Below are 20,736 nucleotides of genomic sequence, written 5' to 3'. Positions count from 1 at the left end.
TCCCATTGCGCGGGAGGGTTCATCCCTCGCGGCCTGCACGCAATTCCTGCAAACGGATCACCGAATTGATGCCCAGCCACGCGAACGGTTCCGGCGGCAGCCGGGACGGCTGAGGGTGATCCATGTATTCCTGAAGGTGCCGGGAGGCGTTGCCGGTCGCCAGTTCCGCCGCCATCATGCCGGCGAGTGTGCTTTTCACCGTGCCGAGACCATTTTCGCAGCAGGCGGAAAAGAGCCCTTCTTCGATCTCGCCGAAGGCGGGCACATGGTTGCGGCTGAGGCAGATGCGCCCGGCCCAGCTATGCTCGAACGCTATGCCCTTGAGACCTGGAAAGCGGGCGTCGAGCGAGCGCCGATGCGCGTCCACCATCCTCGAGTGCCGCTGCTCTGTAAGTAAAAGGGTGGTGTCGTAGGTATATTTCGTGCGGATTGCGATGCGCGACTGGCCGCCGGAGGTGATCTTCCTGACGGTCGCCCCCATGGCGTCGGCCGGAAGCAGCGCCCAATTGTCGTGTCCGGAAGTCTTGCGGCCGAAGTCCTCCGCAGGAAACGGCGCCGTCATCGAGGCATAGGCGAAGATGTGCATCAGCCGCCCCTCAAAGTGGCCGAAATCATCGATGTGCCCGTTGACGCCGAGAATGACCTTCGGAGCGGTGACGCTGCCGCGCGGGGAAATGGCGGTCCACACGCTGCCCTCACGTTTCAGGGCGGTCACCGGCGAATGTTCGAACAGGTCCACCCTGCGCGAAAGACCGGCGGCGAATTCGCGGATATAGTCCGCCGGCTGGATCAGCACCGCGCCCGGTGTATAAAGCCCGCCGAGATAATAATCCGATCCGGTCAGCGCGCGCATCTGCGTGGCGTCGAGGAAACTGTGCTTCTCGCCGGCGTTTTTCAGCGACAGGCTGAAACTCTCATTGAGCTTCATGCCGCGCGCAGTCGCGGCGGCGTTGATCTTTCCGGCCGGATCGAATGTCTGGCGCGACATTCCGTATTCCGAGGCTGCCTCGGCGGCGAATTTTATCGCCGACCGGTTCTGTTCCATCTCGACTTTGGTGGCATCGGCAGCACCACTCGAATATTCACCGGATGCGAGATTGTGCGGGACGTCGATCATGAAGCCCGAATTGCGGCCCGAGGTGCCTTTGCCCACCTCGCTTGCATCGAGAACGACGATCCTGTCGCCGGGGCAAAGCTCCGTGAGGCGGCGGGCGGCGGAAAGACCGGCAAAGCCCGCGCCGACGATCAACCAGTCCGCCGTGACGTCGCCTTCCAGGCTGCGGACCGGGAACGAACGTTTGCTGATCGCCTCCCAGCCCGAGATGCCGTTTTCGACCGGCAAACGTTTGACGGACCGGCTCGTCATCTGACCGTCTCGTCCACGGAACGATCCGATATGTCGATCCAGATCGTCTTGAGTTCGCAATAATTGTCGTGCGCGAAGATCGACTTGTCGCGCCCGCCGAAACCGGATTCCTTGTAGCCGCCGAAGGGCGTCGTGGCGTCGCCCTCGCCGAAGCAGTTGACCGTTACGATACCGGCGCGGATTTCGCGCGACAGCCGGATCGCCTTGCGAAGGCTTGCGGTATAGACGGAGGCCGCGAGGCCGTAATTCGTGTCATTGGCGAGAGCCACCGCTTCGGCGAGCGTGTTGAAGCTCGTCACCGACAGGATCGGGCCGAAGATTTCCTCCTGGAAAAGACGGCTTGATGGCGTGACGTCATCGACCACAGTGGGTTCGATGAAGATGCCCTTTTCGGTCTTGCCGCCGTGAACGATGGAAAGCTTTTCGGTCTTCACATCGTCGAGGAAGGAGTGCACCTTATCGAAATGGGCCTTGCTGACCAGCGATCCGACACGGTTTTCCGGGTCGAGCGGGTCGCCCATCTTCCATTCGCGCATGTAAGCGCCGATCCGCTGGAGCAGCTCGTCCTTGATTTTCGCATCGACGATCAGCCGCGAGGAGGCCGAGCAATTTTCGCCCATGTTCCAGAATGCGCCGTTGACGACCTGTTCGGCAACGAGATCGAGGTCTTCGGCATCGTCCAGCACAACCGCCGGGTTCTTGCCGCCGCATTCGAGCACGACGCGCTTGAGGTTGGAATCGGCGGCATAACGCAGGAACCGTCGGCCGGTCGGTGTCGAACCGGTGAAGGCCACCATGTCGACATCCATATGCAGGCCGATCGGCTCACCGACTTCCTTGCCGCCGCCGGTGACGACGTTGAAGACGCCGGCGGGAATGCCCGCCTCATGGGCGAGTTCCGCGACACGCAAAGTCGTCAGCGTCGTTTCCGCAGCCGGCTTGACGATCACCGAGCAGCCGGAGGCAAGTGCGGGACCGATCTTCCATGCCAGCATCAGCAGCGGGAAGTTCCAGGGCAGGACACAGCCGACGACGCCGACGGGTTCGCGGACGATCATGGCAAGAGCGTTGCCGGTGACCGGGGCGGTATTATCGTAGAGCTTGTCGATCAGTTCGGCATGCCAGCGGATGGTATGGATCGTATCGGGAACGTCGACCGTCTGGCACTCGCGGATCGGCTTGCCGCTGTCGAGGCTTTCCATGACGGCCAGTTCGTGCCGGTTGTTTTCCAGAAGCTTGGCGAAGTCCAGCAGGATTTCCTTGCGCTCCGCAGGCGCAAGATTGCGCCAGCGGCCGTCCTCGAAGGCCTCACGCGCCTTGGCGACCGCGTGGTCGACATCGCTTGCGTCACAGGCCGCGATATCGGCGAGTTTTTCGCCGGTGGCGGGGTTGGTCGAGACAAATGTCTTGCCGGATTTGGCCGGCACGAAAGCGCCGTCGATGAAGGCGTTGGCGGGCAATTGAAGATCGGCGGCAATCGCCCGGTATTCGGCGGCGGTCAAAGGTTCATGCATGATTGGCTCCCGACGTGATCTGGGCAACGGTGCGCTTCAAGGTGGCGACGACAGTCTGGAGAGTGCGTTTTTCCTCGGAATTGAGCGGCCTGAGCGGTGCGCGGACGGGACCTGCCTGCAGGCCGATGATCTCGCAGCCGTGCTTGATGGACTGCACGAATTTTCCGCATTCGAGGAAATCCATCAGCGGCAGCATCGCGGTCATGATCGCGCGGCCCTTGTCGAAGTTCTTTTCCAGAACGCAGGCCTCATAGAGCGCCACATGTTCGCGCGGGAGGAAATTCGAGCCCGCACAGACCCAGCTCCGCGCGCCCCAGGCGAAGAATTCCAGCGCCTGATCGTCCCAGCCGCAGGAGAGCGCGATATGCGGGAACTTGCGGGCGAGGCGATGCAGATTGCCCATGTCGCCGGAGCTTTCCTTGATTGCGACGACATTTTTCGATTTTCCGACGCGGGCGAAATAGTCCTCGCCCATCATCACGCCCATGCGGGCGGGGTAATTGTAAAGCATGATCGGCAGGTTGGCGGCGCGGTCGACGGCAAGGGCGTGGACCGCGTTTTCGCGCTCCGTCGGCAGGGCATAGGGCGGGGAGGAGACGAGAATGGCGTCGGCCCCGATGTCCTTTGCGGCCCTGGCATATTCAATGGAATCCTCGGTGCGCGTGGCGCCGGTGCCCACGATCAGCGGCAGCCGTGTGCCGATAACGTCCTTTGCGTAAGCCGCAAGATCGAAGCGCTCCTGCGCCGTCTGTGCGTAATATTCGCCCGTGGAACCGCCGACGATGATGCCATGCACCTTCGCTTCGATCAGCTGTTCCAGAACGGCGGCGAAACCCTCGCGGTCGATCTCTCCCTCCGGCGTAAGCGGCGTGATCGCCGGGGTGTATATGCCTTCGAACTTCAAGACGATTTCTCCATCGCTGCGACGGGCACCTCGACGAGGGCATCCGCCTTCATTCCCTGTGGTGCGATGAACATCTCCATGTTCTCGCGCGACAATTCCCAATGTTCGAAGACCAGATCGACGACGGCGTCCTCGTCATGCTTTTCAATTGCGGCGATGAAGCCGTCATGGTGCTCCACGGCGAGTTTCAGGCGCTCGCGCATGTCGTCATTGCGGGGCCGATAAAAGGTGTGGCCGATGCGGGCGTGATCGATCAGCAGGCGGCCGAGGCTTGCCTGAAGGTAGACATTCCCGGACATGTCGCCGATCAGCGCGTGGAAATGATTGTTTTCCACCACCATGGACGGAGCATCGCCCGTTGCGCTCGCCTTGCGGAACCGTTCCTGCGTGTCCTTCAGTTCACCCAGCTGTTTCGGCCGAAAATTCTGCACGGCGAGGCGGCCGATCGCGGCATAGATCATCGGGGCGACGAGAAAGAAGTGCCGCAGCGTCTGGTGGTTCATCGGAATGACGCGTGCACCGCGATTGGCGCGGATATCGATATAACCTTCACCCTCGAGACGGCGGAAGATTTCCCGGACAGGGGTGCGCGAAAGGCCATAGCGCGCGCCGAGGCTCACCTCATCCAGATCCTGGTCGGGGTCGAGTTCCATCGTCAGAATCTGGTGCTTGATATCTTCGTACAAGCCATTCTTGCCGTTCTTCATCCAAACCTCCTGCCCAAACCGGTGCGGGCGCATTCCATTCGTGTCGACGATGAAAAGCTGACACGGGTCGCCGAATGAGTCAATGAAATTGTATAATCTCGTTATACATTGCTTATAAGAAAATTATTCATTTTGGGAAATTCCCACGTCGGAAGACGTGCAATAGATTGAATATATTGCGCTTTAAGGAAATTTTGTTGTTTGCGAAAGCTGGGTGGTCCTGTCCCGTTGCATCCCCTGCCGTGCGGCAGAAGGCCTGTTCACACCGGTGACTGAAGGATGTTCAGGATTGTGGAAGCAGCACGCCGACGGCGAATTCTTCGTCGGTTGCGACGTGGCCGGCCTGAGTCTTGCGATATTCGCTGGGGGTGAAACCGCGCTCGGCTCGTAGCGTGCGGGAAAGGTGTGGCGCATCGCAAAAACCGGTGGCGAGCGCAATCTGGGTGATGCTGTCACGCGTCGTGCGCAGCAGCGACAAAGCGCGATCCAGCCGAAGCTCGAGATAGACCTTGGAAGGCGTTGCGCTGAGGTCGTTCAGGAAACGCCGTTCGAGGCTGCGGCGGCCAAGGCCGAGATCATTCGCCAGTTCCAGCACGGTTCTCGGAACCTCGATATTCTGCTGCATCCGCAGGATCGCTTTTTTGACGAGGGGATCGTTGGCCTTGCGGGCGCTCTGCTGGCCGGGTTGAGGCTTTTCACCGCTCAGCGCACTGTCGATCATCATGATGTTGAGGCTTTTGATGGCGGCGGACTGTCCGACATGACGCTCAACGAGGAAGGCTGCCAGATGCGCGGCGCCGTGGCCGCCGGAACAGGTCAGCCGGTCGCGGTCGATGACGAAAATCTGGTCGGAGATCATCTGGACGGTATCGAAACGGTCGAGAAAATCCTGGTGGTGGAACCAGCTCACGCAGCAGCGATAACCATCGAGCAGGCCCGCTTCGTGCAGGATGAAAACCCCGGTGCAGAGCCCGACGATGGGAACGCCGGCCGCCGCCCGTTCTTTCAGGAAGCGCAAAGCCTCCGGCGGCAGGGCGCTGTGATCGCTGATCAAGCCGCCGACAACGACGATATAGTCGTAATGCCCGGCATCCATCAGCCGCGTATCCGGCTGCACCTTCACGCCGCAGCTCGACTGCACGCTGCTCAAACTTGCCGAGAGCACCGACCATTCGCACAGGATAGGCCGGGAACGGTCCGCCTCATCGGCCGCAAGACGCAGCACATCGACGAAATTCGCGAAGGCCGACAGCGTGAAGCGGTCGGCAAGCAGGAAGGCGACGCTGAGGCGTTTTCTGGCGCGGTGTGAGGTCATGACGCAAATATTCACGCAAACAGACGCGATTGTCCAGCCGGGGCGCGGCAAATGCTCCTAGCTTTTACGACACGAGATTTTCCAACCATTGGGTCCCGCTCATGACGCGTTTTAATGCCTTCAATCTTTTGCGGAATGCCCTGACCGGCCACAAGAACTGGGACGAGCAATGGCCCGACAGTCAGCCGAAAGCCGAATATGATGTGGTCATCGTCGGCGCCGGCGGCCATGGTCTGGGCGCTGCCTATTATCTTGCCAGCCAGCACGGCATCACCAATGTCGCCGTCATCGACAAGGGCTGGCTCGGCGGCGGCAATACCGGCCGCAACACCACGATCATCCGCTCGAACTATCTCTATGACGAGAGCGCACGTCTTTACGATCACGCCGTCGATCTGTGGGAAAATCTCAGTCAGGAATTGAACTACAACGTCATGTATTCAAGGCGCGGCGTGCTGATGCTGGCGCATAACGTCCATGATGTGCAGAGCTTCAAGCGCCACATCCATTCCAACCGTCTGAACGGCGTGGATAATCGCTGGCTCACCCCGGAAGAGTGCAAGGAATATTGCCCGCCGCTCAGCATCGCGCCGAATGCCCGCTATCCCGTCATGGGCGGCGCGCTTCAGGAACGGGCCGGCACGGCCCGCCATGATGCTGTCGCCTGGGGTTATGCGCGCGGGGCTGCCGCCCGCGGTGTCGATATCATCCAGAACTGCCCGGTCACGGCCATTCGCCGCAACGCCGACGGCTCCGTCGCGGGCGTCGAGACGGCGAGGGGCTTCATCAAGGCGAAGAAGGTCGCGGTTTCCGCCGCCGGCCACACCTCGGTCGTCATGGACACGGCCGGCGTGCGCCTGCCGCTCGAAAGCTATCCGCTGCAGGCGCTGGTGTCGGAGCCGATCAAGCCGATCTTCCCCTGCGTGGTCATGTCGAATGCGGTCCACGCCTATATCAGCCAGTCCGACAAGGGCGAGCTGGTGATCGGCTCCGGTACGGACCAATACACGTCCTATTCCCAGCGCGGCGGCCTGCCGCTGATCGAGCATACGATCGCCGCAATCGTCGAAATCTTCCCGATCTTCAACCGCATGCGGATGCTGCGCAAATGGGGCGGCATCGTCGATGTGACGCCGGATCGCTCGGCCATTCTCGGCAAGACGCCGGTGGCCGGCCTCTATGTGAATTGCGGTTGGGGCACCGGCGGTTTCAAGGCCACGCCCGGCGCTGCCCACACATTCGCCTGGACCATCGCCAAAAACGAACCGCACCCGATCAACGCGCCCTTCACGCTGGAACGTTTCCGCTCCGGCCGCCTGATTGACGAGGCCGCCGCCGCCGCCGTGGCGCACTGAGGATAAGAACCATGCTGCTGATCCGCTGCCCCTATTGCAAAGAAACCCTGCCCGAAGCCGAATTCACCTATGCCGGACAGGCCCATATTACCCGCGCGGCCGATCCCTCGTCGCAGACCGATGAACAATGGGAAGAATTCCTGTTCATCCGCGAAAACGTGAAAGGTCCGCATTTCGAGCGCTGGCGGCATCTGCATGGGTGCGGGCGCTTCTTCAACGCCGTGCGCGACACGGTGAGCGACCGTTTCCTCACGACCTACCGGGCGGGCGAGCCGCGTCCTGAACTTTCTTCCCTGTCCAGCGCACCAGCCAGTTCCGAGGTGTCGAAATGAACTCCTATCGCGTTTCCGGCCGTGGCCGTGTGGATGCCGCCCGCTCGGTCAGCTTTACTTTCGACGGCAAGACCTATCGCGGCGTGAAGGGCGATACGGTCGCCTCAGCACTTCTCGCCAATGGCGTGCATCTGATGGGCCGCTCGTTCAAATACCACCGCCCGCGCGGCCCGGTGGCGGCGGGTTCCGAGGAGCCGAATGCGCTGATCGGCACCCGCCGCAGCGCCGGACGTTTCGAGCCGAACACCCGCGCGACGGTGCAGGAAATCTGGAACGGGCTGGAAACCACCTCGCAGAACAAATATCCGAGCCTGAAATTCGATATCGGCGCGGTCAACGACATGGCCTATATGCTGTTTTCGGCGGGCTTCTACTACAAGACCTTCATGTGGCCGAAGAGCTTCTGGAACAAGGTCTATGAGCCCTTCATCCGCGCGGCTGCGGGTCTCGGCGTTTCGCCGACGGAGGAAGATCCCGACACCTATGCCTCGCGCAACCTGCATTGCGATGTGCTGATCGTCGGCGCCGGTCCTGCCGGTCTTGCGGCAGCGCGTGCGGCGGCGGTCGATGGCCTTAAGGTCGTGCTGGTCGATGAAAATGCCGAGGCCGGCGGCACGCTGCTGTCCGAGCCGCAGGCGAAGATCGACGGCAAGCTCGCATGGAACTGGCTTGCGGATGAGTTGAAGGCGCTGAAGGAGCGCGGCGTCAGGGTCATGACCCGCACGACGGCGATTGCCTATTACCACCAGAACATGATCGGCCTTTGCGAAAAGCTGACCGACCATCTGGAAACCGTGCCGAAGGATACGCCGCGCGAGCGCCTGTGGCGCGTTCGGGCGCGCCAGGTGGTGCTGGCGCAGGGCGCGCTGGAAAAGCCGCTGGTCTTCCACGGCAACGACCGGCCGGGCGTGATGCTGGCGGGTGCTGCCCAGACCTATCTCAACCGCTACGGCGTCAAGGTCGGCAACCGGCCGGTGGTGGTGACGAGCCATGACAGCGCCTGGTATGCGGCCTTCGATCTTCACGGTGCGGGCGCGCGTGTTCAGGCGATTGTCGATACCCGCGCCAAGGTGCGCGAGGAACTGGTGAACGAGGCGCGCGCGCTCGGCATTCCGGTCAAGCTGTCGCATACGGTCACGGCGACCTCGGGTCGGCTGCGGGTCAAGTCCGTCCGGGTCAATGCGGTTAATGGCGCGTCGGTCGGCGCGGGGCAGGAGATCGCCTGCGACGCGGTGCTGATGTCGGGCGGCTGGACGCCGTCGCTGCATCTCTTTTCCCATACGCAGGGCAAGATCGCCTGGGACGACGAGCGGACCACCTTCCTGCCTTCAGTTACCAACGAGGATTGCGTGATTGCCGGGGCCGGACGCGGGCTCTGGGGCATCGAGGCCGCGCTGAAGGACGGTGCCGAGCGGGGCCGTGAAGTCGCCGCCGCACTCGGCAAGGCCGCCAACGCTTCCACCCACGCGGTGGAACATGACCGTACCGGCAGCGGCGTCTCGCACACGGAGCTTCCGAGCGACCGCGATGCTGGCAAGACCAAGGCCTTTGTGGATTACCAGAACGACGTGACCGCCAAGGATCTGCGGCTCGCTGTGCGTGAGGGCATGCGCTCCATCGAACATGTCAAGCGCTACACCACCAACGGCATGGCGACTGATCAGGGCAAGATGTCCAACATCAACGGTCTCAACATCGCGGCGGAAGCGCTGGGCAAGCGCCAGCCGCAGGTGGGGCTGACGACCTTCCGTCCGCCCTATACGCCAACGACCTTCGGAGCGTTTGCGGGTTATCACCGCGGCGCGCATTTCGAAGTGACGCGCAAGACGCAGATCGACGGGTGGGCTGAGGAGCACGGCGCGGTTTATGAGCCGGTCGGGCAATGGCGTCGCGCTTGGTATTTCCCGAAGCCGGGCGAAGACATGGATGCGGCGGTCGGCCGTGAATGCCGGGCTGTGCGCCAGAGCGTTGGTATTTTTGATGCTTCGACCCTCGGCAAGATCGAAGTGGTCGGGCCGGATGCGGTCGAGTTCATGAACCGCATGTATACCAATCCATGGACGAAGCTCGCCGCCGGCCGCTGCCGTTATGGCCTGCTGCTCGGCGATGACGGCTTCATCCGCGATGACGGCGTCATCGGCCGCATGACCGAGGACCGTTTCCACGTCACCACCACGACAGGCGGGGCCGCCCGCGTGCTGAACATGATGGAGGATTACCTCCAGACCGAATGGCCGGACCTGAATGTCTGGCTGACGTCGACGACAGAGCAATGGTCGACCATTGCGCTCAACGGCCCGAACGCGGCAAAGCTGCTAGCGCCGCTGGTGGAAGGTGTCGAACTGACGGAAGAGGCCTTCCCGCATATGTCCTGCGTGGAATGCACGGTGGCCGGCATGCCGGCGCGGCTGTTCCGCGTCAGCTTCACCGGCGAGATCGGCTTCGAGGTCAATGTGCCGGCGCCGCTCGGCCGCAAGCTGTGGGAAATCCTGTGGGAGGCCGGTCAGCAATATGGCATCACGCCTTACGGCACGGAAACCATGCATGTGCTGCGCGCCGAAAAGGGTTACATCATCGTCGGCCAGGACACCGATGGCACGGTCACGCCCTATGATGCGGCGATGGGCTGGGCCGTCGGCAAGGCGAAGCCCGATTTCGTCGGCAAACGCGGCCTTGCCCGCCCCGATCTCGTCGCCAAGGGTCGCCGTCACCTCGTCGGTCTTCTGACCGAAGACCGCTCGAAGCTGGAAGAGGGCGCGCAGATCGTCTTCGATCCGAAACAGCCGATCCCGATGAAAATGGTGGGTCACGTTACCTCGTCCTATCACTCGGATGCGGCAGGCCAGCCGATTGCGCTGGCGCTGGTGGAAGGCGGGCATGAGCGTATGGGCGAGACCGTCTACATTCCGATGCTGGACCGCACCATTGCCGCGAAAATCACCGGGATGGTCTTTGTCGATCCCGAAAATACCCGCCTTAAGATTTGACCTGGAGATGACAATGAACATGCGCGTTTCCTCCCCCGCTCCCGGCATGCTGGCCGAGAGCAAAGCAGCCCGGGTCGGCATTCTGGCAGCGCAGGCGCGGCTGTCGCTGCGGGCGCGCGGCGATCTCGCCCCGCTCAACGCCGCCCTTGGCCTTACCCTGCCGGACCGGATCGGCCTCCGCGCCGCTTCAGGCGACATCGAAGTTCTGCGCCTTGGCCCCGACGAATGGACCGTGCTTGCACCTGTCAGCGCGGTTGACGGGCTGATCGCCGCCTGCGCAGGCGTTTACGCCAGCCATCCGCATAGTCTCGTCGATATTTCCGGACGCGAAGTGACGCTCCTGATCGAAGGTCCGCAGGCTGCCGAATTGCTGACGCTGGGCTGCGCCCGCGACATCGACACGATTGCCGTCGGCGAGGGACGCCGGACGATTTTCGACGGCGTCAGCGTGGTGCTCTGGCGCGATGCGGAAAACCGTTTCCGCATGGATATCTGGAACAGTTTCGTATCGCATCTTGGCCATCTGCTTGAAACCGGCTGCAAGGAACTTGCGGCGGACATCGCCTGATCTGGGAGAATAAAACAATGCTCAACCGACTGTCGCATAATACCGTTTCGGACACAGTGATCGCCGACGCCATCGCCGAGGAACTCGACCGCCAGAAGACGCAGATCGAGCTGATCGCCTCGGAGAATATCGTTTCCGCCGATGTCCTTGCGGCCCAAGGCTCGGTGCTGACCAACAAATATGCCGAGGGCTATCCCGGCAAGCGCTATTACGGCGGCTGCGAATTTGTCGACAAGGTCGAGGCGGTCGCCATCGACCGGTTGAAGCAGCTCTTCGGTGCGGAATTCGCCAATGTGCAGCCGCATTCTGGCGCGCAGGCCAATCAGGCGGTGTTTCTGGCGCTGCTGCAGCCCGGCGACCGGATCATGGGGCTTTCGCTTGCCCATGGCGGCCACCTGACGCATGGTTCGCCGGTCACCATGTCTGGCAAATGGTTCGATGTGGTCTCCTATGAGGTCGACGCCGAAACTCATCTGATCGATATGGAGAAGGTGCGGGCACGCGCGCTGGAGACCAAGCCGAAGCTGATCGTGGCGGGCGCATCGGCCTATCCGCGCCAGATCGATTTCGCCGGCTTCCGCAAGATCGCTGACGAGGTAGGCGCTTATCTGATGGTCGATATGGCCCATTATGCCGGGCTGATCGCCGGCGGCAAATATCCGAACCCCGTGCCGCACGCCCATGTCGTCACCTCCACCACCCACAAGACCCTGCGCGGTCCGCGAGGCGGTGTGATCCTCACCAATGATGCCGATCTCGCCAAGAAGCTGAACTCGGCTGTCTTCCCCGGCAATCAGGGCGGTCCGCTGATGCATGTCATCGCCGCCAAGGCCGTGGCTTTCGGCGAGGCGCTGCGCCCGGACTTCGCGGATTACGCCGGCCAGGTCATCGCCAATGCTCAGGCGTTGGCGAAGGTACTGACGCAGGGTGGTCTGGGGATCGTTTCTGGCGGAACCGACAGCCATATGGTGCTGGTCGATCTGCGCCCGAAAGGCGTGACCGGCAAGGTTGCCGAAATCGCGCTGGAGCGGGCGGGGCTCACCTGCAACAAGAACGCCATTCCCAACGACCCGGAAAAGCCCTTCGTCACCTCGGGTATCCGGCTCGGCAGCTCCGCCGGCACCACGCGCGGTTTCGGCGTGGCTGAATTCGAACAGATCGGTGCGCTGATCCTGCGTGTCATCGATGCGCTGGCGGCGAATGCCGAGGGTGACGCCGCAGTCGAGGCCGATGTGCGGGCGCAGGTCGCAGCGCTTTGCGACGCCTTCCCGATCTACGGTTCGTAAATGTTCCTGTCGGTCTTCGATATATTCAAGATCGGCATCGGCCCATCGTCCTCTCATACGATGGGGCCCATGGTCGCGGCCGCCCGGTTTCTGGACGATCTGCGCGGCGGCGACAAGTTCCCGGGGGCCGGAGACCTTTTCGGCCTGCGGGCGAGCCTCCATGGCTCACTCGCCTTCACCGGCAAGGGTCATGCGACGGATCGCGCGGTCGTCCTCGGCCTGTGCGGGCTGAAGCCCGATACGCTCGATCCCGACCGGGTGGAGGAGATCGAGGCGGAGGTGCGCAGGAGCGGCCTTGTCCAGCCCGCGGGGCTGCCGGCGCTGCGGTTCGATCCGGACAGGGATCTGGTTTTCGATTATGGCCCGCCGCTTCCCGGCCATGCCAACGGGCTGGTCCTCATTGCCTGCGACCGTCAGGGCAACACCTATCACCGGGAGGTCTATTATTCGATTGGCGGCGGCTTCGTCGTCACCGAAACGGAGCTGCAAAGGTCGGCCGGGGGATTGAGCGCCGGCAAGCAGCAGCCGGTGCCCTATCCCTTCAGCACGGCAGCGGAAATGCTGCGCATGGGCCGCGCATCCGGCAAGACCATCGCTCAGATGAAGCGGGCGAATGAAGAGGTTGTTTACGGGGCGGAACTGGATGCGAGGCTGGACCGCGTCTGGGAGGTGATGGAAAGCTGCATCGAGCGCGGCTTGACGCAGGAGGGCATCCTGCCCGGCGGGCTAAGGGTGAAACGCAGGGCCAAGGCGATCCACGAGCAATTGCAATCGGAACGTGGGCTCAATCTCACCCAGCCGCATCAGGCCAATGACTGGATGAGCGTCTACGCCATGGCGGTGAACGAGGAAAACGCCGCCGGCGGCCGCGTCGTCACCTCTCCCACCAATGGCGCGGCGGGCGTGGTGCCGGCGGTGGCGCGTTATTATCTCGACCATTGCGTCGGCGCGCACCGCGAAGGCATCCGCGATCTCCTGCTGGTGGCGGCGGCAATCGGCGGTCTCATCAAGCACAATGCCTCGATTTCGGGGGCGGAAGTCGGCTGTCAGGGTGAGGTGGGTTCGGCGGCGGCCATGGCGGCAGCCGGGCTTTGCGCGGTTCTGGGCGGCAGCAATGCGCAGGTGGAAAATGCCGCCGAAATCGCGCTGGAGCATCATCTCGGCATGACCTGCGATCCGGCGGCCGGGCTCGTTCAGGTTCCCTGCATCGAACGCAATGCGCTGGGCGCCATCAAGGCCGTCTCGGCGGCCAGCCTTTCGCTGCGCGGCGACGGCACCCATTTCATGCCGCTCGACAATTGCATCACCGTGATGCGCGAGACCGGCCGCGACATGCATGTGAAATATAAGGAAACCTCGCAGGGCGGCATCGCCGTCAACCTGCCTGAGTGCTGATCCATCAAGGGGGAGCAGGATTTGACCACCTATATCATGAAAGTCTCGTGCCCGGCGCGCAGCGGCATCGTCGCCGCCGTCTCCGGTTATCTCGCCCGGTCCGGCTGCAACATCAACGACAGTTCGCAATTCACCGATCAGGAGACGGGCCGTTTCTTCATGCGGTTGAGTTTCGTTTCCGAACAGGGAGCGGGACGCGAGGCGCTGCTTGACGGCTTCGGTCCCGTCGCGGCCGATTTCGATATGGATTATGATATTCACGACCTTTCGCGAAAGACGAAGGTCGTCATCATGGTCTCGCGCTTCGGCCATTGCCTCAACGATCTGCTGTATCGCTCCCGCATCGGCGCACTGCCGGTGGAGATCGTCGCCGTGATTTCCAACCACCTCGACTACCAGAAGCAGGTGGTGAACGAGGATATTCCCTTCCATCACATCCGCGTCACGCCGGAAACGAAGCCCGAGGCCGAAGCCGCGATCCTGCAAGTGGTGCGGGATAACGGGGCGGAGCTCGTGGTGCTGGCGCGTTACATGCAGGTGCTGTCGGACCGGCTGTGTCAGGAAATGTCTGGCCGCATCATCAACATCCACCATTCCTTCCTGCCGTCTTTCAAGGGCGCCAACCCTTACAAACAGGCCTATGAACGCGGAGTGAGGCTGATCGGCGCGACCGCCCATTACGTTACCGCCGATCTCGATGAAGGCCCGATCATCGAGCAGGATACGATCCGCGTGACCCATGCCCAGAGTGCGATGGATTATGTCAGCCTTGGCCGGGATGTTGAAAGCCAGGTGCTCGCACGGGCCATCCACGCCCATATTCATCACCGGGTCTTTCTGAACGGAAACAGGACGGTTGTCTTTCCCGCGTCGCCGGGAGAGCATGTCTCCGAGCGCATGGGCTGAATTTGGGTCCAAGGCGAAACGCCAGTCCATTCAGAAAATTTTCAGTGGCTCGTCGTCATGTCGTCCCGCCAGTAGCAGGCGTTGAGATAGCGTTTTTTGGACAAAACCGTCAATTTGTCCCGGAAACACTGCCATTGCGAGAAGGCATTGGCGAGCCACAGGAAATATTCATTGGTGGAGGCGGCCGTTTCCAAGGCCGCATCGCCAACGCGTTCAACGAATCTCATGGGGCAAACGGTCGAGCGGGGCAGCCAGCATATCTGGATGCCGGAGGGGGCGGCGATGCCATATCGGCAATTTTCGGCCCTGAGGAAAATCCGGCCCGTCGCATTTTCGGGCAGGTTTTCGCAGATGCGGGCAATGGCGGGCAGGGCGGTTTCGTCTCCGGCCAGCAGATATTGTTTTGCCGGCTTCACTCCCAAGCCGCAGGGGCCGGACATGCCGCAAAGCGCGCCGGGCCGTGCATTCCGGGCAAAGGAACATCCCGGCCCCGCATCCTCATGCAGGACGAAATCGATGTCGATAAAGCCGCTGTCGGCGTCGATCGCCCGGATCGTATAATAGCGCACATCGAAGGCATCGGCGGATGCCGCGATATTTTCACCGGCAGGAAGATGGCCGATGAAGTCGTTGCTCCGCTTTGAAAAATAAAGCCTGACATGCAGATTCTCCAGCGTATCGAAACGCTGAAGCCCGGTGCCGGAAAATCGCAGTCGCTGCATGAAAGGGGCGACGCGCTGGCTGTCGACCACCGTCAGTATCCGAAAACTCTCATCCGTGAGAATGGTCATGCGCGCCTTCCGATCAGTACGAGCAAAAACGGCCCGCCGACCACCGTCGCCAGAAGGCCTGCGGGTATTTGAAACGGGAAAATAATGTTGCGGCCCAGCCAGTCGGCGACGAGCAGGATAAGCCCGCCGATCAGCGCCGCCGCCGGCAATTGCGTGCCGGCGCGTTGGAAACCCGCAAGCCGCGCCAGATGCGGCCCCATCAGGCCGGCGAAACTCAAGGGGCCGACGAGGATTGTGGCGCTTGCCGTGATAATGGCGGAAAGCGAATAGAGGCCGTTGCGGCTCGTCACAACCGAGACGCCGGTATTTCTGGCGATATCCTCGCCAAGCGGCAGCACCTCCAGCCAACGGCGGATGAGGGGGACAAGGGCAAGTCCTCCGGAGAGCAAGAGTGTCGCCATGATGGCTTCGCCCGGCGCGACCGCATAGGTGGAGCCGGAAAGCCAGGCGAGAAGCTGACCGAGCCTCGGATCCTGCGACGTCATCAATATGGCCATGACGAAACCGGAGATGGAACTGAGTGCGATGCCGATCAGCAGCAGCCGGTCGCCCGAAAAACCGGGCTTGCGCGAGAGGGCCAGCATCAGCAGCAAAACCGTCAGCGACCCCGCCGCACCGGCGAGGATTTGGGCGGAGCGGGTAGGTGCGGCAAGGGTGAGGAGAACCGCAATGACGCCGAGCATCGCCCCGGAAGAGACGCCCAGCACCTCCGGCGACGCCATGGGATTGCCGGTGACGCGCTGGAGAATGGCGCCGGCAAGCGCCAGCATGGCCCCACCGCTGAAGGCCGCGAGCGCCCTCGGCCAGCGCCAGCCGAGACCGTGCGTGTCGTAAAGCCCCGCTAAAAACCAGCCCTCCGTGTTTTTCCCGACGAAGAGCGCCACGCCGGCCGCGACGCACAGAAGGGCGACGAGGCCGAGCAAAGCCGGCATGGGCCGGGCAAGGCGCGCCACCACCGGTTGTGCGCCCGGCTGCGGCGGGGCGGGCATCTTCAGCCGCCGGATCAGCGCGAACATCAGCGGCGCGCCGAGAAGAGCGGTGACGGCGGCGGTCGGGAACAATCGATAGGTGACGGGAAAAAACAGGACGATCTGGTCGGTCAACGTGAGCAGCAGCGCGCCAAGTACCGCCGAATGACCAAGCTGCGCCGCCATTCGTCTCGCGCCGCAGGCGCGCGCCAGCGCGGGGCGGCAAGGCCGATAAAGCTGATGATGCCGACCGAGGCGGTGACCACCGCCGTCAAGGCCGCCGCGACCACCAGCGTCATCAGGCGGTAGGCGGCAAGCGACAGGCCGAGGCTTTTTGCATTGGCGTCTTCAAGCGTCATGATCGTCAGGGGGCGAAGAAGCAGCGCGACCGCAAGGATGAGCACGGCGAGGCGAGGGGCGAGAAAGGAGACGGCGCTCCAGTCCTGCTGATCGAGATATCCAGCACCCCATTAAAAGATGCTGACGAGAAAATCATGGTTGAAGAGCACCAGAACGGCGCTCGCCGCGCCGCAATAAAGGCTGACGATCATGCCCGCCAGCGTGACGGTGACAGGCGACAGGCCTTTGCGCCACGAAAGCGCGAGGATCGCCAGAAGCGACAGCGCCGCGCCCGCAAAGGCGATCCATTCCTGTGCGGCCATCCATTGCGGGAACCAGAGCGTGGCAATGGCGAGCAGCAGATAGGAACCGGCCGAAATGCCGAGTGTCGCCGGTTCGGCAAGCGGATTGCGCAGGATGTTTTGCAGGATCGCTCCGACAAGGCCGAGTGTGGCGCCGGTCATCAGCGCCACCACGATCCTCGGCAGCAGGGTATTGTGAAGCAGCACCTGCGCCGTCATGTCGGGATCGGGGAAAAACAGGGCTGCAAGCGGTGTCCCATCGGGCATGCGCAGAAACAGGTTGAAGCCGGCAAGGCCGACACAGACGATGGCGAGCGATGTGACGACGATCGCGGATATGTTCGCCGTCCTCTTCATGGCGATGCCTCACCGGCAAGGGCTTCTGAAACGAGGCGGGCGAAACGTTTTGCCGGCGGCAATCCGCCGTAAAACAATACGTCCCCGATACGCACCAACCGGTTTTCGCGAATGAAGGGCAGGCTTTTGATGACCGGTGCGCTGAGAAGCGTATCCAGCTTTTCGCTGCTGGTATCGCCGATGCACAGAAGCCGCGCCTGCGGATGGCGGGAAAGCTGGTCGGCCGTCACTGTCGTATGACCAAATCTCGAGGTGTAACCATCCCAGGCGTTCTCGATGCCGAATTGATCGAGAACATTCTGGAAAAGGCTGTTCCTGCCGAAAACCAGCAATCGCCTGCCATCTATGACCGTCGCCAGCAGCAGAGGCCGTCCGTCATAGGCGGAGAGCCGTGCGCGGGCCTGCTGCATTTCCGCGTCGAAACTTTCCTGAAACGCATCAAACCGGTCGGGATCGCCGATCTGTGCGGCGAGAGCGATGAGAGCGTTTCTGCCACTGATTAAATGGTTCTCGCCAGCAGTGACGGCGGCATCGAAAAGGTGGGTGGGGGCAATGGCGGCAAGCCGGCCGGCGGCCACGGTGAAATCATTACTGTGCAGGATGAGGCTTGGCCGAAGATGGTCGACAAGTTCCAGATTGGGCTCGGACCGCAATCCAAGCTCGGCAACGGAGGGCGACAGGGCCGGTTCGACGACGAGGCTGGCATAACGTTCCAGTTCCGGCATGGCTGCGGGCTGCACGCCAAGCGCCCGCAGGTTCTGCCCGCTCACCCAGTCCATGGCGACGATGCCGCCGGAACGGGCGGCCGATGACGACCGGTTTGTGAGGAAAAAGCACCTGTCCCGCAGAGCAGCGCTCTGCGGGACAGGGAACTGCGCAGCATCATCAGAATTTCGCCTGAACCGAGAAGGATACGGTTCTCGGCGCGCCGAGATAATAGCTGTTCTGCCAGTAGTTCTCATCGGTGATGTTGCTGACATTCAGCCGGAAGGTCAGCGGATTGCCGAAGTTTTCGGTGGTGTAACGCAGCCCGAGATCGGCGGTGACATAGGAGGGAGGCGGTCGTTGTTGACCGAATTCGCCCATTGCTTGCCGGTGTAATAAAGGCCGCCGGTCAGGAACAGTCCCTCGACGGTGGGAACCTCATATTCGGCATAGATCTTCGCCAGAACATTGGCGACGTTCATGGGGCGCTTGCCGTCATAGGTTCCGCCCTCGACCTGTGCATCGAGGAAGGTGAGGCCGCCGAGAACGGTAAGATCGTCCGTCACCTTGCCGGTCGCCGTGAACTCGACGCCGCGATGGCGCTGGCGGCCGTCCTGCGAATAGAGGTTGGCATCCGTCGTGAGTTCGTAAGCCTTGGAGATGTCGAACAAGGCCGCTGTCAGCAGCAGGTCGCCGACTTCGCCCTTGATGCCGATTTCCTTCTGCTTGCTGACCATGGGGGCCATGATCTGCCCGGAATTTACCGTCGTCGTCGGCGCGACGCCGCCCTGCTCCAGCCCTTCGATGTAGCTGCCGTAAAGGGTTACCTGTTCGATTGGCTTGAATAGCAGTGAGACCGAAGGCGAAAGCCGCCCTTCGTCGTAATCGGGAGCGGTGCGGACGCCGGCGCTGTTCAGAGACTGGGTCTGGATCACGCTGTAATTGGCGCCGACAAGGGCCGACCATTGTTCGCTGAACTCGATCTGGTCGCCGACAACGAAGTTGTGGTTGCGCGCATAGCCCGCTTTATAAAGCGGCGAGGTGTTCGCAGGAAAGGCCGGTTCCGGCAGATGAAGAGGGGACGACATCGGGAAGGGGCCGATATATCCGGTACTTGGATTATCCACCGTCGACCATGATCTGTCCTGAAACATATGATATCCGACAGTCAGCTTGTGCGACACGGCTCCCGTGTCGAATGAAACGTCAGCGAACGCGTTGGCGGCTTCGAATGTGTTTTTTGTTTCACCTGAACGCATTGCGAGCTGGTAATATTGACCAGGTGCGCGAATGGAATTCATCGTATGGTCCTGTACGGGCCGATCGACATATTCCCGCATATATCCACCGCGCAGGGTAATGGCATCGTTCACATCATAGGTGAGTTTTGCCGAGTATCTTTTTTCTCGATCTCGTCGTGAATCCATGGCTGGCTCCAGTTTTTGCTCGCGTCCGGCGCATCGGGCCGCGTTACGCCGGCACGGACGAACCAGTAGGAGTTCGGCGCATCCATCTTGTATTTGCTGTAAGACGCGTTGAGTTCCAGTTTCAGCCGGTCGGTAATGTTCCAGTCGAAAGCGCCGCTTGCCAGAAAGCGGTCGACATTCTGATCGTCGATGGCGGTGTCACCCGCCGAGCGGACGATATTGAGGCGATAACCCATGTCGCCTTCCGGATCGATGCGGCCGCCGAAATCGCCATGGACGAAGGCCTGCGCGCCGCCGTAATTGCCGACCGTCACGCTGTTCAAACGTTCCTGCGTCGGGCGTTTGTACACATAATTGATCATGCCGGCGGGCGAGGCCGCACCATAGAGAAAGCCCGAAAGGCCGGAGAGAACCTCGGTGCGTTCCTTGTCTTCCAGCACCGTCGCATGGCTGTAGGAGCGGCGGAAGCCGTCTTCGGCCGTGTCATAGGTGGTGAAGCCGCGAATATTGGCCATCGGCGCCCAGCCGGACATCTGCGGCGTCTGGCTGCGGATGGTCGGCAGGACACGATAAATATCCTCAGGGGATTGCGCCTGGATATTCTGGATCAGTTCCCTTGGCGCAACAGTGACGGAAAACGGCGTATCGCGAATGGCCGTCTGCCCGAGCAGGCCGAGAGAGGACAGGGTTTCCGTGCGGTAGCCATCCTGCGCCAGCCCGTCCTGCTGCAATACGGATGCGCCGCGCGTGCCCTGAACCGTAATGGGTTCGAGAAGGGTGGAGTTTCCGGCTGCCGCAGCACTTGCCGCGCTGACCGGTGCGGCGATGATGACGGAGGTGGCGTCGGTGAAGGAATAAACGAGGCCGGTGCCGCGCAGAAGCTCCACGATCGCCTGCTCGCGGGTTGTCGCGCGGCTGACGCCCTGTGAAAGTTTTCCGCGTGCAATCGAGGCATCGTAGGAAATCTGCGTTCCCGACAGTTTTCCGAAGGTTGCCAGCGATTTGTTCAGCGGGCCGGCCGGAACCGAATAAACCGTCTGCGCAAAGGCTGGCTGTGCCGCGATGCCGGCGGCAAGCGTCGTGGTCGTCGCCAGAAAGGCGAAAAACAGCGCGCCACGACCCTTACGACCCCTGTTTGTACCCTTATGAGCCGATGAGAACTCATTCCCCATGTGAAAGCCACTCCATTAAATCTGTCCCCGGAGACCGGCC

Annotated in this window: 17 protein-coding genes and 1 pseudogene; 7 read left to right on the top strand and 11 right to left on the bottom strand. The window is 62.0% G+C overall.

All coding sequences use genetic code 11. From position 1 onward, the window contains the following. Positions 1–19: 19 nt before the first annotated feature. The 5 genes from O3W47_RS02155 to O3W47_RS02135 form a co-directional block, all read right to left on the bottom strand. A complete protein-coding gene (locus O3W47_RS02155; protein WP_269312842.1) occupies positions 20–1,366 on the bottom strand; it encodes an NAD(P)/FAD-dependent oxidoreductase in 1,347 nt (448 codons plus the stop codon). Continuing rightward, positions 1,363–2,880 carry an aldehyde dehydrogenase gene (locus O3W47_RS02150; protein ID WP_269312841.1) on the bottom strand — a complete coding sequence of 506 codons (1,518 nt, stop codon included), beginning with the start codon at positions 2,878–2,880 and terminating at the stop codon, positions 1,363–1,365. The genes O3W47_RS02155 and O3W47_RS02150 overlap by 4 nt, the downstream gene beginning before the upstream one ends. Continuing rightward, complete coding sequence (locus tag O3W47_RS02145) at positions 2,873–3,784, bottom strand: dihydrodipicolinate synthase family protein (RefSeq protein ID WP_269312840.1); 912 nt, start codon at positions 3,782–3,784, stop codon at positions 2,873–2,875. Before O3W47_RS02145 ends, O3W47_RS02150 begins: the two co-directional genes overlap by 8 nt. Next, entirely contained in the window at positions 3,781–4,491 is a 711-nt protein-coding gene (locus O3W47_RS02140; protein ID WP_059761131.1) for a GntR family transcriptional regulator, read from the bottom strand. Before O3W47_RS02140 ends, O3W47_RS02145 begins: the two co-directional genes overlap by 4 nt. Before the next feature lie 283 nt (positions 4,492–4,774). Next, positions 4,775–5,806: a GlxA family transcriptional regulator gene (locus O3W47_RS02135; protein ID WP_137454360.1), complete on the bottom strand. Its 1,032-nt coding sequence runs from the start codon at positions 5,804–5,806 to the stop codon at positions 4,775–4,777. A 101-nt stretch (positions 5,807–5,907) separates the two neighbouring features. Between O3W47_RS02135 and O3W47_RS02130 the strand changes: the two genes are divergently transcribed. The 7 genes from O3W47_RS02130 to purU are packed head-to-tail and all read left to right on the top strand — an operon-like array spanning position 5,908 to position 14,635. Continuing rightward, positions 5,908–7,161 carry a sarcosine oxidase subunit beta family protein gene (locus O3W47_RS02130; protein ID WP_031234322.1) on the top strand — a complete coding sequence of 418 codons (1,254 nt, stop codon included), beginning with the start codon at positions 5,908–5,910 and terminating at the stop codon, positions 7,159–7,161. 11 nt (positions 7,162–7,172) lie between these two features. Beyond that, the gene (locus tag O3W47_RS02125) at positions 7,173–7,493 is read left to right on the top strand and encodes a sarcosine oxidase subunit delta (protein WP_137454359.1); all 321 of its coding nucleotides are present in this window, start codon (positions 7,173–7,175) and stop codon (positions 7,491–7,493) included. Next, entirely contained in the window at positions 7,490–10,480 is a 2,991-nt protein-coding gene (locus O3W47_RS02120; protein ID WP_269312839.1) for a sarcosine oxidase subunit alpha, read from the top strand. The genes O3W47_RS02125 and O3W47_RS02120 overlap by 4 nt, the downstream gene beginning before the upstream one ends. Positions 10,481–10,493: 13 nt before the next feature. Next, entirely contained in the window at positions 10,494–11,048 is a 555-nt protein-coding gene (locus O3W47_RS02115) for a sarcosine oxidase subunit gamma (RefSeq protein ID WP_269312838.1), read from the top strand. A 17-nt stretch (positions 11,049–11,065) separates the two neighbouring features. Continuing rightward, a complete protein-coding gene (gene glyA, locus O3W47_RS02110; RefSeq protein ID WP_174024674.1) occupies positions 11,066–12,334 on the top strand; it encodes a serine hydroxymethyltransferase in 1,269 nt (422 codons plus the stop codon). Continuing rightward, positions 12,335–13,729: an L-serine ammonia-lyase gene (locus O3W47_RS02105; protein WP_269312837.1), complete on the top strand. Its 1,395-nt coding sequence runs from the start codon at positions 12,335–12,337 to the stop codon at positions 13,727–13,729. A 21-nt stretch (positions 13,730–13,750) separates the two neighbouring features. Next, entirely contained in the window at positions 13,751–14,635 is an 885-nt protein-coding gene (gene purU / locus O3W47_RS02100) for a formyltetrahydrofolate deformylase (RefSeq protein ID WP_137454354.1), read from the top strand. Between the two features lie 41 nt (positions 14,636–14,676). Here the strand turns inward: purU and O3W47_RS02095 are convergent, their stop codons facing one another. The 6 genes and pseudogenes from O3W47_RS02095 to O3W47_RS02070 form a co-directional block, all read right to left on the bottom strand. Then, positions 14,677–15,426: a siderophore-interacting protein gene (locus O3W47_RS02095; protein WP_269312836.1), complete on the bottom strand. Its 750-nt coding sequence runs from the start codon at positions 15,424–15,426 to the stop codon at positions 14,677–14,679. Further along, positions 15,423–16,580 (bottom strand): iron ABC transporter permease, encoded by a 1,158-nt coding sequence (locus O3W47_RS02090; protein ID WP_269312835.1) that lies wholly within the window; start codon positions 16,578–16,580, stop codon positions 15,423–15,425. Before O3W47_RS02090 ends, O3W47_RS02095 begins: the two co-directional genes overlap by 4 nt. Next, positions 16,526–17,254, bottom strand: a pseudogene (locus O3W47_RS02085) (iron chelate uptake ABC transporter family permease subunit). The gene O3W47_RS02090 and the pseudogene O3W47_RS02085 overlap by 55 nt, the downstream one beginning before the upstream one ends. 134 nt (positions 17,255–17,388) lie before the next feature. Beyond that, positions 17,389–18,171 (bottom strand): ABC transporter substrate-binding protein, encoded by a 783-nt coding sequence (locus tag O3W47_RS02080; RefSeq protein ID WP_269312834.1) that lies wholly within the window; start codon positions 18,169–18,171, stop codon positions 17,389–17,391. A 213-nt stretch (positions 18,172–18,384) separates the two neighbouring features. Continuing rightward, positions 18,385–19,524: a TonB-dependent receptor gene (locus O3W47_RS02075; protein ID WP_331283543.1), complete on the bottom strand. Its 1,140-nt coding sequence runs from the start codon at positions 19,522–19,524 to the stop codon at positions 18,385–18,387. Further along, on the bottom strand, positions 19,467–20,696 hold the full coding sequence (locus O3W47_RS02070) for a TonB-dependent siderophore receptor (protein ID WP_269312833.1): 1,230 nt from the start codon (positions 20,694–20,696) through the stop codon (positions 19,467–19,469). The genes O3W47_RS02075 and O3W47_RS02070 overlap by 58 nt, the downstream gene beginning before the upstream one ends. Positions 20,697–20,736: the final 40 nt, after the last annotated feature.

The sequence above is a fragment of the Agrobacterium sp. LMR679 genome (assembly GCF_027157905.1).
Lineage (GTDB): Bacteria > Pseudomonadota > Alphaproteobacteria > Rhizobiales > Rhizobiaceae > Agrobacterium > Agrobacterium leguminum.
Note: the sequence above shows the minus strand (reverse complement) of the source record. Positions and strands in the feature narration are given on the sequence as shown.

Coding starts and splice junctions, on each gene's coding strand:
- O3W47_RS02070 (WP_269312833.1), bottom strand. CDS start 20,696: ATGGGGAATGAGTTCTCATCGGCTCATAAGGGTACAAACAGGGGTCGT.
- glyA (WP_174024674.1), top strand. CDS start 11,066: ATGCTCAACCGACTGTCGCATAATACCGTTTCGGACACAGTGATCGCC.
- O3W47_RS02150 (WP_269312841.1), bottom strand. CDS start 2,880: ATGCATGAACCTTTGACCGCCGCCGAATACCGGGCGATTGCCGCCGAT.
- O3W47_RS02080 (WP_269312834.1), bottom strand. CDS start 18,171: ATGGACTGGGTGAGCGGGCAGAACCTGCGGGCGCTTGGCGTGCAGCCC.
- O3W47_RS02090 (WP_269312835.1), bottom strand. CDS start 16,580: ATGGCGGCGCAGCTTGGTCATTCGGCGGTACTTGGCGCGCTGCTGCTC.
- O3W47_RS02075 (WP_331283543.1), bottom strand. CDS start 19,524: ATGGATTCACGACGAGATCGAGAAAAAAGATACTCGGCAAAACTCACC.
- O3W47_RS02140 (WP_059761131.1), bottom strand. CDS start 4,491: ATGAAGAACGGCAAGAATGGCTTGTACGAAGATATCAAGCACCAGATT.
- O3W47_RS02095 (WP_269312836.1), bottom strand. CDS start 15,426: ATGACCATTCTCACGGATGAGAGTTTTCGGATACTGACGGTGGTCGAC.
- O3W47_RS02125 (WP_137454359.1), top strand. CDS start 7,173: ATGCTGCTGATCCGCTGCCCCTATTGCAAAGAAACCCTGCCCGAAGCC.
- O3W47_RS02135 (WP_137454360.1), bottom strand. CDS start 5,806: ATGACCTCACACCGCGCCAGAAAACGCCTCAGCGTCGCCTTCCTGCTT.
- O3W47_RS02115 (WP_269312838.1), top strand. CDS start 10,494: ATGAACATGCGCGTTTCCTCCCCCGCTCCCGGCATGCTGGCCGAGAGC.
- O3W47_RS02105 (WP_269312837.1), top strand. CDS start 12,335: ATGTTCCTGTCGGTCTTCGATATATTCAAGATCGGCATCGGCCCATCG.
- O3W47_RS02155 (WP_269312842.1), bottom strand. CDS start 1,366: ATGACGAGCCGGTCCGTCAAACGTTTGCCGGTCGAAAACGGCATCTCG.
- O3W47_RS02130 (WP_031234322.1), top strand. CDS start 5,908: ATGACGCGTTTTAATGCCTTCAATCTTTTGCGGAATGCCCTGACCGGC.
- O3W47_RS02120 (WP_269312839.1), top strand. CDS start 7,490: ATGAACTCCTATCGCGTTTCCGGCCGTGGCCGTGTGGATGCCGCCCGC.